Raw genomic sequence first — 12,786 nt, 5'->3', positions numbered from 1 at the left:
GGAGTCTGACAGACTTCTAATGGATGAGTTGGTCATTTTTGCGAGGGGTGTGCAGACAAAGATCTGCTTAAAGACTAAAGCGGTCTACGAACTGCTTGATCAGGTCGTTCAATGGTTCGGCGGCCTTCGTAGGAAGGCGGTGATCGGCTTTTTTAATGAAAACAAGTTCACTCTTTGGCAATTGTTGATGTAACATGTTTGCATATGGATGAAAGAGCTTATCTTCTTCCCCATAAACGAGCAGGACAGGAAGATGGATTTCCCCGAGCCGCGAGGTACAGTTGTACTTTAAGCTGTATTGGTAATATTGTTCGACATTTTTGAAATTGCTCTGTCTTGCATCGTTGAATAACTTGCGAAACAAAGAGAACTGCTTCGTTTGCGACCAGGCATTAGACAGCGCAATTGTGCCGACTGCTCCGAGTTTGGAGAGTGCAATGCCCAAAGCAATTTTGTTTCTTAGCCGCCATTCGTTTACTTCCGACATTCCGCTGATCACGATCCCTCCCCATGCCCGCTCTGGATAAGTCAGGAGAAATTCAAGCACGATCGAGCCTCCGGTAGAATATCCACACAAAAATACTTTATCAATGCCCATCTGGTCCATCAATTGCTTCATATCCTGGGCGATTAGAGGGTAAGTAACCATTTGTTCGGTAGCCTGACTCTGACCGTGTCCTCTGATATCAAAAGCGATCGTTCGAAAATGAGGGGATAGCCCTTGGATTTGGTATGTAAAATTTAGGCTTGTGAGTACCGGAGGATGAATGAAGAGGATAGCGATTCCTTTTCCAGCATCAATATAATGCATGGAGTATCCATTTATGTCTGTAGTAGTCATCGTTATATTCCTCTCCCTTTGGTGATTTGGTTTTTACTGAAAAAAATAACTCGTGATATAAAAAACATTTTTGGAATCGTTTTATGACTCTGCAATCATAATTATGTTCTCTAAACAGAAATAATTTAACCTGTAAGATTGAAAAACATTCATACGAGGATTTTGCAAAATCCTGATGCAAGTAAAATCTGTTTTTTTTTTCATAAAATTACTCTGATTTGGGTATGTTTATTTTGTCTAATGAGGAATTGGCTGACAAAGGAAAAGAATCCGCGTCCATCAATGCTATTGTCTTTAGAGGGAAAACGAAACATGCCTAAACTTCCACATGTAACCATCACATACTTTCCAGAGAATGATAATTTGGCGCATAGAAAGGGCCCGACTCAACTGGAGGGAATCGAAAAAACGGATCAAGCACTGCAAACTGTGTTAGACGCATATGGTTCGTGGGAACAGGCTGTAAACAATGCGATATGGATTGTCATGGGTGACAGTGCGCAAAGCGCTGTTTATGATGATCGACAGGTAGCCACGGTTGATTTAAAGTCGCTTTTGAATCATTACCGCATTGCAAAATTAAATCAACCAGTAAGAAACGAGGATCAAATCGTGATTTCCGCTAATGAACGAATGGTGTATATCTATGCGATTAACGATAACGTGGAGTTATCCAATGTGGTGAAGCTATTACAAAATGAAAACAAGCTCGACATTATCGCTATGAAAGATGGTAAAAACAATATTCATGTTACAAAGGGGAAAAAGGGTAAGCTGTTTTCTTATCATCCCGGTGGAAAATTCATTGATGAATATGGACAATCGTGGACATTGTCGGGCGAAGAGGGCCTTGTGGATATTACGGTGAATAACAACCGGATCAAGTATGGAAAATATCCAGACGTATTGGCGAGGCTACACGGGGCAATGAATTCACATGAAGGAATATATGTTGTCGTCACGGTCCAACCTGGATATGAACTCGTCGGCGAAAGTTCCCCTACCCACATCGGAGGGGGAGCTCATGGATCGCTGCATGAAAAAGACTCCCTTGTCCCATTAATTATTTCCGGAACGAATACACGCCCCAAAGCACTGCGAATCGTTGATATAAAAGACTGGATTATGCAATTGGTGAACGAATAAGTATTAGTCAAAGAGGCGGTGCTTGTTTGGCGTTTTTTTCCTTCACGGAATACTCTTCCAGCACCTTTGTTTTATCTCCATAGATCCTATCCAGATGATCTTCTCCCCATAAGCAAAAACGATCAAGCAGATCTTTAAAATCCCATCCATATTCACTAAGCTCATATTCCACTTTGGGGGGGACTTGGTTATAAATGATGCGGTGGATGATTCCATCCTTTTCAAGCTCTCTAAGCTGTTGGGTGAGCACTTTTTGGGTGATTTTCGGAATGAGTTGACGAAGTTCGTATGTACGTTTTCTGCCGCTGGTTAAATGGTGTAGGATGATACCTTTCCACTTTCCACTGATGACCTCCAAAGTTGCCTCGATCCCGAGCGTATAGGCTTTGGCTTTGTCTTCCATAGACTTTCCCCCTCTCCGATCTCTGTAGTACAAAAGGCACTAAGGAACCTTAAAGTACCTACAGTACATTGAAGTGCGTACTTCACACTTTAATGTATAACATTCATAATAGCATCTGTAGACAGGGTTCACCAATTATGAGGAGAAAGAAGGTTACGGATACATGAAAGTTCTATTGGTCGTCACGCATCCTAGAGAAGATTCACTTACCCTTGCGGTCATGAATCGTTTTGTAGAGGGATTGAAAGAGAATAAGCACGAGGTAGATATTTTGGACTTGGATCGGGATGGATACAATCCGGTGTACAGCGCTGCAGATGAGCTGGATTGGAATACGACCCATAAACGATATGCTCCTGAAACGCGGAAAGAGATGGATAGAATTGCAGCTGCGGATGCTCTGGTCTTTGTGTTTCCACTATGGTGGTACAGTGTCCCTTCTATGCTAAAAGGGTACCTGGATAAAGTCTGGAACAAAGGTTTACTTCAGGAATTTACGACGAAGCAGGTTTTGTGGATGTGCTTGGCGGGAGGGACTAAAGAACATCTGATCAAGTATGAATATCACGATTTGGTTACTAATTATTTGAATAAAGCCATTGCCGGTTACGCAAGAGTAAGAGAGTCCAAGGTGGAGTTCTTCTATGATACTTTGTCCGAATCGAAAGAATACATTGTAGGTTTACTGGAGCACGCTTATCAATTAGGTCTGGCATATAAGTGAAATTTATTCTGATAACAATGAGAATTTCATATTGTTAAAAAAGGGTTAAGGCTCGTTAAACGGCACTTAACCCTTTTTTTTATTTTACAGACAAGACCCTATCCTTTTATAGGTTCGTGCATAGGTGCTGACGGTGCCCCTTGCATAGATAACCCGCCGCTAGGTGTACTTGCTGGAACAACGGGATGTGGTGATCCCATTTCAGGAGCAACGCCCGCTGTCTGCTTGGCCAGCTTCTGTTTTTCCCATAGAGCTCTGGCGATCACCAGCATGGAGAGTACACCGACATATAATAACAAACATCCGAGTTCGGGAAGCATTTCCTGAAAAGGTGCACCGCGCAGTCCCATGGTGCGGAGGAATTTGAACATCCATACGAAGGGGAAGAAATCACCGATTTGTATCGCTAAAGGTGGAAACAGTGATCTTGAAAGAGCAGCACCCGATAGAACAAAAGCAGGCATGAGCACCATCACCATTCTGCCAATGGCTACTCCCGGATGTGCGGCTCCCCATGCAACCAGGACATTGAAACATACGGTACCGAATACGTAGAGGACAACCGGAATCATGAAAAGGATCGGATTGGCCTCGAAACGGCCTCCTCCAAACATTTTAACCATCCCGAGAGAGAAGATTAAGCCCGCCGTCGAAAACAGCGTATAAGGAAGAATACGCAGCAGGATGTTGAATGGATTTTGCAGCTCGGCAGCAAGTCTCTTGGAAACCCTTAGTCTGGCGACGATAGGTAAGCTATTGATATTAAGTATCATAAAAGAGAACATACAAGTAAATGCAATTACCGTCGTGTTCTGATAATCATTGGTTGGGTTAAACAGGGAACGGACCTCCAATGCGATACCATTGAGGGCCCCTTGGGTCTGTTCCGCGTTCATCCCTGTTTTCAGAATAGCTGGAACAGACAGTTCCATATTCTCAGAAACGCTAATTTCCTGCATAGCTGTACGAATCGAAGTAATAGATTGAGCATTGGTGTTATCGAGAATGAGACCTACGCGGCTGGAAAGGGAGCGATTGTGATTGTCCTCTAAACCTTGCGGCAAGGAGATAACAGCTAAATATTTTTCGTGATAAAAATACTGTTCAGGGTGGTCCGTATACGAAACAATCTCAGCTACGCTCATAGACGGAGAAGCATCTATTTTCTGAATGAGCTCACGGCTGTAAGCTGTGTTATCTTGATCCACCACTACCACGTTAGCATCGTTAATTTGGCTGCTTGGGAGCAACAGTGAATACCCCAGTACTGCAATCAACGGGAAGATGATAGCTATGATCGGATACTTGGAGTGAACTAGATACGTCCATTCGTCACGAAGAGATTTCATTCGTATTCACCTCAACTGTCATGCCTGGTAGCAAAGCTGCTTCTCTTGTTACATATACACGTACTTGGAATGTAGCGGTATCTGCCTCACCCTTTTCACGGGACATCTTTACATTAGCGAATTGCGGCGCAGCGGTCACATAGCGTACAGTACCTTTCAAGTCGTTATTGAGAGCAGATACTCTTGTTTTGATCTCTTGGTTGGCCTTGAATTTACCCGCTTGTTCCTCATTCACATAGAGATCGTAATATAAATCGTTGGTTTCCAGTGTGATCACAGGAGCCCCTTGCGCCACATTTTCGCCGACTTTTGTACTAATTGAAGTAACCTTGCCATCCTGTGGTGCTTTTAATACCAGGCGCTCTTTTTTGAGCAGCAACGTTTTAAGCTGAACTTCCTGTGTGTCTTTTTGTTGTTTTAAAAGGTCGATAGCCAGCTTCTGATCCGCCAACTGTTGACGGCTCTGCTGAATGGTTTCCAGTTGGGTTTTGGAACGATCGACGGACAATTGGGCACCGCGGATTTCCTCCTCGGCTTGTTTTACTGCAACAGCTGCTTGTGTCGTCTGTTCGCTGGCCTGCATTCGTTCTTCAGCGGTGGCGCCATGGAGCAGCTTTTGAAGAGACTCTTTTTGCTGGCTCAACTGATTTGTCGCTAAAGTCAATGAGGTTTCGGCATCATCCAACGCTGCTTTGGATACACTTCCTGCATCATAAAGGGCTTTATTACGTTTGTAGTTGGTCTGAGCCGTCTGAAAGTTTTTGGTAGCAGAAGCTACGGCAATTCTTTGCTGCTGAACATCTTCATCCCGAGCACCGTTATTGACCTGCTGTTCCGCAGCAGTGGCCTGACGCTCAGCCGCTTTTGCCCGCTGCAATGCCGCCTGACTTTTGCTCTCAGTGACTTGAGCTTGTGCGATATCCAGCTGTGCCTGTTTTTCCTGAGTTGCTGTCCGTGTATACCCTAATTGGATTGATTGCTGTTGCTGGCTGATCTGTATATTGAACTGGGCGATTTGTGTCCGCAGTTGCTCAATTTGCAAATCCACATCTTTGGAATCCAAAGTCATAAGGACAGTTCCTTTTTTCACCTTAGTTTCTTCTGTTACCGGGATGTTGAGGACTTTGCCACCTACTTGTTCAAAAGATACACGAATGCTATCAGCATTGAGCGTTGTGCCTTTAACGGATCGCGAAGCATTGACTTGATCTTGTCCGTTGGTCTGAAGCAGGAAACCCCCGCCGATCAGACAGGCAATAGAAATGACAGGGATGATAAGGCTGGTGACTTGTGTGCGATTCATGGGTAATACGCTCCTTAAGTTTATAAAATGGGGTAGCACCAGCGAAGCTGACACAACCCGCAATCATCGATCCGAAGCCCTTATTTCTTGTGGGCCCGGCAAGGAATTGCGCTGACATCAACATGTTCATTGCGATTTTCATTCAAGTATGGGAAGCGCGATACTGTAGCCCGAATCACTTTCTGCCGGGCACCGGGATTCCCCCAGAGGATGCTAACCTCGTTCCCAAGTTCGCTATGCTCCGTATCGATGGAACAAAGAGACAGCATTTGGCGATAGTAGTAACTATAAGTTCGGCCCGAGCTAATTCCTACCCGCTGGCCGTCCTTTAACACCTGGTCTGCATATAAAACAGTTCGTCCATTTTCTTGAGAGAGGTGAACTGGTCCCATCTCCATATAGGGTTCACCGGGCTGGTACTGGGAAGCATATACATCCAGGATATCCTCTGGATTCCAAACCAGAGTAACCATTTTCCGGCGCTGGTTTGCAACTTCTTTTTCAAGTGCCTCACGGCCGATAAAGTCGTGGTCAAACTTAATCATCTTTTCCCAGCCAAGTTCGACAGGGTTGCGGTAGCGCAGCCGGATGTCTGTCCCCATGCTTCCCAATAACCGACGTGTTTTTTGCGTCTTGCCTAGGAATTCCATGAAACCTTTGTCTTCGCCCCACGGATATGGAAAATGCACAAAAGATTGCGGAAAGCCGCCCTCCGTATGATTCATCCTATAAGCGATATGGCCAAGCTTTCGAATTCCGAAGGGCTCGCCTGCTGTCATGATGGAGTTGTAGATCGATCGTACATCCTGCTTCCGGCCGTGGACCTCATAAGCAAGAGTGCCTGCCATGCCCATCCGGGTGATCCGTATCTCCATGCCTTCAATATTGCTCATCCGGTGACGGCCAAATTTGATGTCGTGCAGGCATTCCACAGTCGCAGCCTCCAATATTTCAAGCGACTTGGGACCAGCGAGCTGAAAGACAAACCCATCGAGAATATATTTTCCCTTTGCGTTGTAGTTGCCACTCTCTAGTTTATAGGCAGCATATGGCGCCAAGAAATATGTGATAAATTCCTCTTCGCCGACTCGCAGCAGCACGCCGTGGGTCATGATCAGTCCTTCCTCGTTGCACATGATCGCGTGTTTTAAGGTGCCGATGGGAAATTTAGCGAAGCTATTGACGCAAGTGTCAGCAAAGAATTTCATGGCATCGGGTCCTGTGACCCGATAGGCGCTGGCAGGATTCAGACCGGTATGAAGATAGCACGTTTCCTTCCATGACATGGACTCGTCGCGCCAGTTACTGTACGCCATAGGGAGAGCGCTCCCAAACGCCATCGCCTTGCTGTTTACATAGACGTCAACTTGGGGATCATAAGGTTCATAAATGGGAAGAGGAAGTTTTTCGACGTTTCTTCCGGGAACGTTATCGAGTTTGTTTTCCATAAATCGTACACCTCTCTGTTTTCATATTTCTCACCTGTTAGGCAAACAAACGATTGGAGGTAGCCAACAGCATATCTTCACACAAGCAGCTTTTACGTTTGCGCACCCGTTGAAGGTGAAGCGGCCTGCACTTGCCGCCGTGGTGCGGGGGGCCTTAAGCAGACCGACGGCAAGCGCGCTGGCCGCGACCGCAACGACCATGATCAGCAGTAGGAGAAGGAAGATGGAGTTTCCAGGGCCTCATCATCTACCTGCTGAGTTGAAAAAATTTGAACAAATGAATAGTAGCATATGCCTGTCAATACCCTGCATTAAAATGATTGAATGTCAAGTGATTTATTTTTTGCAATTACTCGTTCAACATTTCGATTAATAGCCAACAAAACAAGAATTCTACAAAGAAATATGTAATAAATTAATTTCAAGCTAAATTTTGCCAATCGTCATGCAGATACTTTGTCATATGGAGGTTGTTCGTGCAATAATTCAAGCTATTCACTACATTGATATTTACAGTGAAGTGCTTGATAATAAGTGGATATCGCACGAGACAAAGATACCCAAAAGTGAGGGACCTGAAATGACGACAAAATTATATTACACCGCTCCGAATCTTACGGAGTGGGACACTCATATTACACAGAGCATGAAAAAAGACGGAAGGTATTTTGTTATGCTGGAGAAAACGGCCTTTTATCCGCATGGCGGAGGTCAGCCGTGCGATACAGGAACCATTCAGGGTATCCGGGTAGTGGATGTTTTCCCGGAAGAGGGGGACATTTGGCACGAGGTAGAGCGTTTGCCGGAGGATGTGAAGGTGGCCTGCCAACTGGATTGGGAGCGCAGATTTGACCATATGCAGCAGCATAGCGGACAGCATTTGTTGTCAGCGGTTTGTCTGGAACTGTTGGGCGCGCGTACAGAAAGCTTCCATTTGGGACAAGAGTACGCCACGATTGATGTAAACTGTGTGGATGTAACCCCTGAGCAGCTATCGGCAATTGAGCAGGAAGTAAATCGGCAAATCTACAGCAACCGCACCATAAAAAGCTATTTTGTAACCCATGAGCAATTGCAGGACATCCCGCTTGTGAAAACACCCAAGGTGACAGAGAATATTCGCATTGTTGAAATTGAAGGCATTGAATATAATGCCTGCGGTGGCACACATGTGGCTCAGACCGGGGAAATTGGGATTATCAAATGCCTGAAATGGGAGAAGCAGAAGGGAATGGCAAGAATCCATTTCAAATGCGGCGCTCGTGCACTTCAGGACTTTAACGAGAGTGTTCGGATTTTGGATGTATTATCTACGAGGTTCAATACCGGACGCAAAGACATTTTGACCCGATTTGAAAAGTGGGAGCAGGAGCATAAGCAGCTCAAGGAGCAAGTGGAGCTCCTACAAGAGGAAAATGCTTCGTATCAGATAAAAGAGTTGCTGTCTGCTGTTCAGGGGCATGTTCTTGCTCATGTATTCGAACAAAAATCCTTTCAGGAGATGCAGCAATTGGCTGCCAAGCTGACCGCTGAACATGATTTGCTTGTTTTATTAGCGACGACAGCAGATAACAAAATCATTCTGGCACATAGCGGCACACAGACGGTCGCCTGCGGGGCATTCTTCAAGGAGAATCTGGGCGCATTCCAAGGGAAGGGGGGCGGCAGCAACCAATCAGCTCAGGCCGCATTCCCGTCCCGCGAGGATCTCTTGAGTTTTTTTGAAACGGCCCGGCGGCAGTTTGTTCAGGGCTAATATAATACAGGCTTAGTGACGCAGGGGCAGCTTCCACTTTTCTTTTTCCGTAAATAAAATAAAAGAAAAAATGAGTGCAACAACAGCACCCCAAATGGCGATATCCCCAATAGCCAAAGTCAGAAATCCTCCCAGCAAAGCACCGACCAAAAAGGCTGCCAGGATGACACCGTAACGCATCGCTCGAATGGCAGCGTTCGTATCCTTGGTCGTAATGGCGATATACAAAGCCTCAGAAGCTGATCTAAGGTTGCCGGTGCTGACGGTTGAGGTATATGGCACATCAATGAGCTTGCGGAAGGAAGTCATTTGGACAGAAGCGACGAATGAGACGATCACCACCACCACGGTATTGGGAACCCCCTGTGGAATCAGTCCTACAATGAAGAAAATTGCAATTTCCAGTAAAAGAATAGCGCGAGTCCAGTCTGGAGTTAGGCGATGGGTCGATTTTCGTTTAATTCCTTCAGCAACAAAAACACCCAGCGAAAAGGCGATCAGGGGCGGGATATAGACTAACGCCTGAACCCAGTGTCCCTGAATGATTTTGACAGCCAGCAGTACGATATTGCCTGTCTGTGCGTTGGCGAATACGCCGTCTCTCCCGACAAAGGTATATGTGTCCAAAAAGCCCCCTACTAATGAAAGTAAGGCGCCCAGTCGTAGCGATTCGGACGTTACCTGATGTAAATGGATTTTGCCCTTCATAATCACGGCAGAAGCCTCCTATGCTAAAACGTCGATTCCTCTAACTTAGCACGACAATCCGGATACGACAATTCATTTGGACACTTCGGCACGAAATCGGCACAAAGAAACCGCTTCACTTTAATGAAGCGGTTTCTTTGTATTGCTTGCTTAGGAACAACTGCCGGGAGCTTCGAATGTGATTTATTGCAGCGCTTGAACGAGAGCTTCGCCAAACGCCTGAGCGCCATCTGGACCGTCGGCTGTAATAATGTCGCTATGCGCAACGACATGCTGAGCCACATATTCGGCTTGATGTGATTGGAGTTGATCTTTCTGTACGTCCACCGGATAGCATGTAGCCGTTCTGCCGGAGAGCAGCCCGGTTTGGGCCACGGCTACAGAGCCTGCGCAGATACCGGACAATAAGATTTTTTGCTCATGAGTTTGTTTCAGTAGAGCCTGGAGATCTGCGTTATTCCACAGATGGTCATTGGTTCCTGAACCACCGATCACAGCTACTACATCATATTCCGCAGGGATCGCGTCTTTGAAAATAAGTTCAGCGGTCGCTTTACCGTTATAGTCACCAATGATCTCGCCTGTTTTTGTACTCGCCAGTGTCACCGTAACGCCTGCTTGCTCCAGCGCCTCCTTGGGTTTAAACAATTCATCCTCATTAAAGCGCTCCGGGGGTATAATAAAAAGAGCTTTTTTACTCATACTTTATTCCTCCTTGAATGTAAAATGATACTATTATTGTAGGATGGCTTCGTCAGGCTGTGAAGAATGCACTTTCAAGTACGGAGGTTACCTGCAGGTTACTATTGGGCTGCAGGAACATGATGAATTAGAAGGAGTTAATCGATATATGTCTGATACGCTAAGAGAAGAAATACGGGAGAAGATCGTCAACGGAGACTATCATTGCGAAAAGGAATTGACGCTGTCGGTGTTAAGCGGGAAGTGGAAGGTTGTTATTTTGTGGCATTTGGGTGTGGAAGGACCGCACCGCTTTAGCGACCTGCAGAGGCTGTTTCCGAAGCTGTCTCATAAAGTGCTGACCAACCAGCTGCGCGAGCTGATGGAGGACGGTATTGTACACCGGGAAGTATACCCAGAGGTGCCGCCAAAGGTGGAGTATTCAATGACCGAACTGGGGATGACGATTTTACCGATTGTAGAGATGATGTATGACTGGGGGAAAAAACGGGTGCAAGCCATCCGTGAGGAAATGCAACGCAGCAGCGATATATAAGTAAAACATTTCACTTATCACGTCCCATAAAGAAATAGAACGCCTTGCGTGATGAGTACGAATTGTACCCGGACAATGGCGTTCTTTGGCATGTTAGCAGTTCGTGTTATTTATCATGGCATAACTTCAATCCAGCGGGTAGCCCAAGTACCGATATGGTCAAACAATGGAGCTAAATCGCGTCCTTTATCCGTAAGGGAGTATTCGATCCGAACCGGCTTTTCAGGATAAACCATACGTTGTATGATTCCTTCTTCCTCAAGCTCCTTCAAGCGATCGGAAAGGACCTTCCCGCTTAAATTGGGGATTGAATTCTCGATAGCGACAAAACGCTGTGGACCGTTAGTTAGTTGAAATACGATCAACACCGTCCAGCGCTTGCTCAGTAGCTCCATAGCTTTTTCAAACCGTGGGCACATTTGCGGAATGCTCATATGATCACCTCATGCTCCTATTATTAACGATTCACTGTTAAAAGTAAATGATTTTACTTTGTATAAATTTATTACTTGACGAAATTGAATGATATAAATATACTTTGTTACATAAAGTAACTCATTGGATACGTACATTTATATATGATATTTAAAATTTGAACTTTGTAACGAAATGTAATTTAATTGATACGTACGGGCTTAATCGTTGAAGTCATGGTTTGGGTGTAGGGGGAAGTCAGATGAAGCTGGAATGTGAAGTGTGCGTAGTTGGCGGAGGACCAGCAGGGACTTTGTTGTCCTGTTTGCTGGCGGAGCACGGTGTTTCAACAATATTGGTTGAGCGGCAGAGTGTGGCGGGAAAGGCTTTCCGCGGTGAAATTTTAAACGATGAGGGCCAGCAGGTAATTGGGAAGCATAGGCTGCTCGACAAAATTCATGAGGATTACATTCTTGCCTCAACGAGAATTGAATATTGGGAGCATCAGCAGCGGATGAAAACGGTCAAGCCAGGCTCCGCAGACGGTAACGTGGGGATTCACATTCCACAGCCCCGCTTTTTAGAGGCTCTGCTGAAACAGGCTTCAACGTGTGAATCCTTTCATTACCTGGCTGGCACGACAGTGACTGCGTTGCAAGGTGACAGTGAGCAGGGCTACACGGGCCTGACTGCGCGTGACAAGAGCGGCCATGAGATTACGATTCACTGCTCTGTTATTGTCGGAGCAGATGGTCGCTACTCTACGGTGCGGAAGCTGGCACAGATGCCTGTGACGAACATCCGGCACGGCTATGATCTGCTATGGGCGAAAATTACGGCACCTGCCGGATGGGAGCCTGTGACACGCCTGGCGCTGGTCAACGGACGACAACTGTCTTTATTTTCGCAGGCTGAGGGTTATATCCAGATTGGCTGGAATGTGGAGGAAGGCAGCTTTTCGAGCCTGTTCAAGCAATCTTTTGAACCGTTCATACAGCTGTTTACAGAAGCGTTCCCGGATTTGGAGCATAGCGTGCATGATCACATTCGTTCATGGAAGGACTTCGTGCCGCTGGACATTTTCAGCAGCCGCAGTGACACGTGGACGCAGGGCGGACTGGTCCTTATCGGCGATGCGGCGCATACCATGACACCTACCGGAGCTTTTGGCCTGAACGCAGCCTTGAAGGATGCTGATGTGCTGGCGAGTGTGCTTCTTCGTTTACGTCAGGAGGGAGGATACACCGCAGCAGGCTTGAAGGCGTTCGAAGACGGGCGGCGACAGGCTGTGACCGAGCTTCAGGAACGGCAACTGACGATGGAATCCACGTTTCATGAACATTTTTCACAAGTGAGGATTTTGCAAAATCCTGAAGTAGATACCCCAATCGTGTAAAGCAATGATTATTCCTTGAATATAAGAGCTTTCGGATAGATAGAGTGATATAAAGGATGGT

At 46.0% G+C, this 12,786-nt stretch carries 12 protein-coding genes and 1 pseudogene; 5 read left to right on the top strand and 8 right to left on the bottom strand.

From position 1 onward, the window contains the following. Nucleotides 1–67 precede the first annotated feature (67 nt). Complete coding sequence (locus KQI_RS0109135) at nt 68–841, bottom strand: alpha/beta fold hydrolase (RefSeq protein ID WP_010346456.1); 774 nt, start codon at nt 839–841, stop codon at nt 68–70. Between the two features lie 239 nt (nt 842–1,080). Here KQI_RS0109135 and KQI_RS26730 point away from each other — a divergent pair. Continuing rightward, nucleotides 1,081–1,987 (top strand): annotated as a pseudogene (locus tag KQI_RS26730) (alkaline phosphatase family protein); the annotation flags it as partial. Between the two features lie 7 nt (nt 1,988–1,994). On the opposite strand, the gene KQI_RS0109125 reads toward KQI_RS26730, so the two are convergent. After that, nucleotides 1,995–2,390: a winged helix-turn-helix transcriptional regulator gene (locus tag KQI_RS0109125; protein ID WP_010346454.1), complete on the bottom strand. Its 396-nt coding sequence runs from the start codon at nt 2,388–2,390 to the stop codon at nt 1,995–1,997. 163 nt (nt 2,391–2,553) lie between these two features. On the opposite strand from KQI_RS0109125, the gene KQI_RS0109120 reads away from it, so the two are divergent. Next, on the top strand, nt 2,554–3,114 hold the full coding sequence (locus tag KQI_RS0109120; RefSeq protein ID WP_010346453.1) for an NAD(P)H oxidoreductase: 561 nt from the start codon (nt 2,554–2,556) through the stop codon (nt 3,112–3,114). 98 nt (nt 3,115–3,212) lie between these two features. On the opposite strand, the gene KQI_RS0109115 is transcribed toward KQI_RS0109120, so the two are convergent. The 3 genes from KQI_RS0109115 to KQI_RS0109105 form a co-directional block, all read right to left on the bottom strand. After that, complete coding sequence (locus KQI_RS0109115; RefSeq protein ID WP_010346452.1) at nt 3,213–4,463, bottom strand: ABC transporter permease; 1,251 nt, start codon at nt 4,461–4,463, stop codon at nt 3,213–3,215. Then, nucleotides 4,447–5,766, bottom strand: a complete 1,320-nt coding sequence (locus tag KQI_RS0109110; RefSeq protein ID WP_010346451.1) for an HlyD family secretion protein — start codon at nt 5,764–5,766, stop codon at nt 4,447–4,449. The genes KQI_RS0109115 and KQI_RS0109110 overlap by 17 nt, the downstream gene beginning before the upstream one ends. Nucleotides 5,767–5,846: 80 nt before the next feature. Then, complete coding sequence (locus KQI_RS0109105; protein ID WP_010346450.1) at nt 5,847–7,214, bottom strand: aminomethyltransferase family protein; 1,368 nt, start codon at nt 7,212–7,214, stop codon at nt 5,847–5,849. A 580-nt stretch (nt 7,215–7,794) separates the two neighbouring features. Between KQI_RS0109105 and KQI_RS0109095 the strand changes: the two genes are divergently transcribed. Further along, a complete protein-coding gene (locus tag KQI_RS0109095) occupies nt 7,795–8,970 on the top strand; it encodes an alanyl-tRNA editing protein (protein ID WP_029390086.1) in 1,176 nt (391 codons plus the stop codon). Between the two features lie 12 nt (nt 8,971–8,982). Here the strand turns inward: KQI_RS0109095 and KQI_RS0109090 are convergent, their stop codons facing one another. Together KQI_RS0109090 and KQI_RS0109085 are read right to left on the bottom strand one after the other, a co-directional pair. Continuing rightward, nucleotides 8,983–9,684, bottom strand: coding sequence for a YoaK family protein (locus tag KQI_RS0109090; RefSeq protein ID WP_010346448.1), 702 nt, complete (start codon nt 9,682–9,684; stop codon nt 8,983–8,985). Between the two features lie 177 nt (nt 9,685–9,861). Then, complete coding sequence (locus KQI_RS0109085) at nt 9,862–10,380, bottom strand: DJ-1/PfpI family protein (protein WP_010346447.1); 519 nt, start codon at nt 10,378–10,380, stop codon at nt 9,862–9,864. Nucleotides 10,381–10,528: 148 nt separating this feature from the next. Here KQI_RS0109085 and KQI_RS0109080 point away from each other — a divergent pair, with 148 nt between their 5' ends. After that, nucleotides 10,529–10,915 (top strand): winged helix-turn-helix transcriptional regulator, encoded by a 387-nt coding sequence (locus KQI_RS0109080; RefSeq protein WP_010346446.1) that lies wholly within the window; start codon nt 10,529–10,531, stop codon nt 10,913–10,915. A 113-nt stretch (nt 10,916–11,028) separates the two neighbouring features. On the opposite strand, the gene KQI_RS0109075 is transcribed toward KQI_RS0109080, so the two are convergent. Further along, entirely contained in the window at nt 11,029–11,349 is a 321-nt protein-coding gene (locus tag KQI_RS0109075; protein WP_010346445.1) for a winged helix-turn-helix transcriptional regulator, read from the bottom strand. Between the two features lie 242 nt (nt 11,350–11,591). Between KQI_RS0109075 and KQI_RS0109070 the strand changes: the two genes are divergently transcribed. Next, the gene (locus KQI_RS0109070) at nt 11,592–12,725 is read left to right on the top strand and encodes an FAD-dependent monooxygenase (protein ID WP_010346444.1); all 1,134 of its coding nucleotides are present in this window, start codon (nt 11,592–11,594) and stop codon (nt 12,723–12,725) included. Nucleotides 12,726–12,786 lie beyond the last annotated feature (61 nt).

Origin of the sequence: Paenibacillus peoriae KCTC 3763 (assembly GCF_000236805.1) — a bacterium.
In the GTDB taxonomy this organism is placed as follows: Bacteria; Bacillota; Bacilli; order Paenibacillales; family Paenibacillaceae; genus Paenibacillus; species Paenibacillus peoriae.
Note: the sequence above shows the minus strand (reverse complement) of the source record. Positions and strands in the feature narration are given on the sequence as shown.

Coding starts and splice junctions, on each gene's coding strand:
- KQI_RS0109110 (WP_010346451.1), bottom strand. CDS start 5,766: ATGAATCGCACACAAGTCACCAGCCTTATCATCCCTGTCATTTCTATT.
- KQI_RS0109120 (WP_010346453.1), top strand. CDS start 2,554: ATGAAAGTTCTATTGGTCGTCACGCATCCTAGAGAAGATTCACTTACC.
- KQI_RS0109070 (WP_010346444.1), top strand. CDS start 11,592: ATGAAGCTGGAATGTGAAGTGTGCGTAGTTGGCGGAGGACCAGCAGGG.
- KQI_RS0109080 (WP_010346446.1), top strand. CDS start 10,529: ATGTCTGATACGCTAAGAGAAGAAATACGGGAGAAGATCGTCAACGGA.
- KQI_RS0109115 (WP_010346452.1), bottom strand. CDS start 4,463: ATGAAATCTCTTCGTGACGAATGGACGTATCTAGTTCACTCCAAGTAT.
- KQI_RS0109125 (WP_010346454.1), bottom strand. CDS start 2,390: ATGGAAGACAAAGCCAAAGCCTATACGCTCGGGATCGAGGCAACTTTG.
- KQI_RS0109085 (WP_010346447.1), bottom strand. CDS start 10,380: ATGAGTAAAAAAGCTCTTTTTATTATACCCCCGGAGCGCTTTAATGAG.
- KQI_RS0109095 (WP_029390086.1), top strand. CDS start 7,795: ATGACGACAAAATTATATTACACCGCTCCGAATCTTACGGAGTGGGAC.
- KQI_RS0109075 (WP_010346445.1), bottom strand. CDS start 11,349: ATGAGCATTCCGCAAATGTGCCCACGGTTTGAAAAAGCTATGGAGCTA.
- KQI_RS0109105 (WP_010346450.1), bottom strand. CDS start 7,214: ATGGAAAACAAACTCGATAACGTTCCCGGAAGAAACGTCGAAAAACTT.
- KQI_RS0109135 (WP_010346456.1), bottom strand. CDS start 841: ATGACTACTACAGACATAAATGGATACTCCATGCATTATATTGATGCT.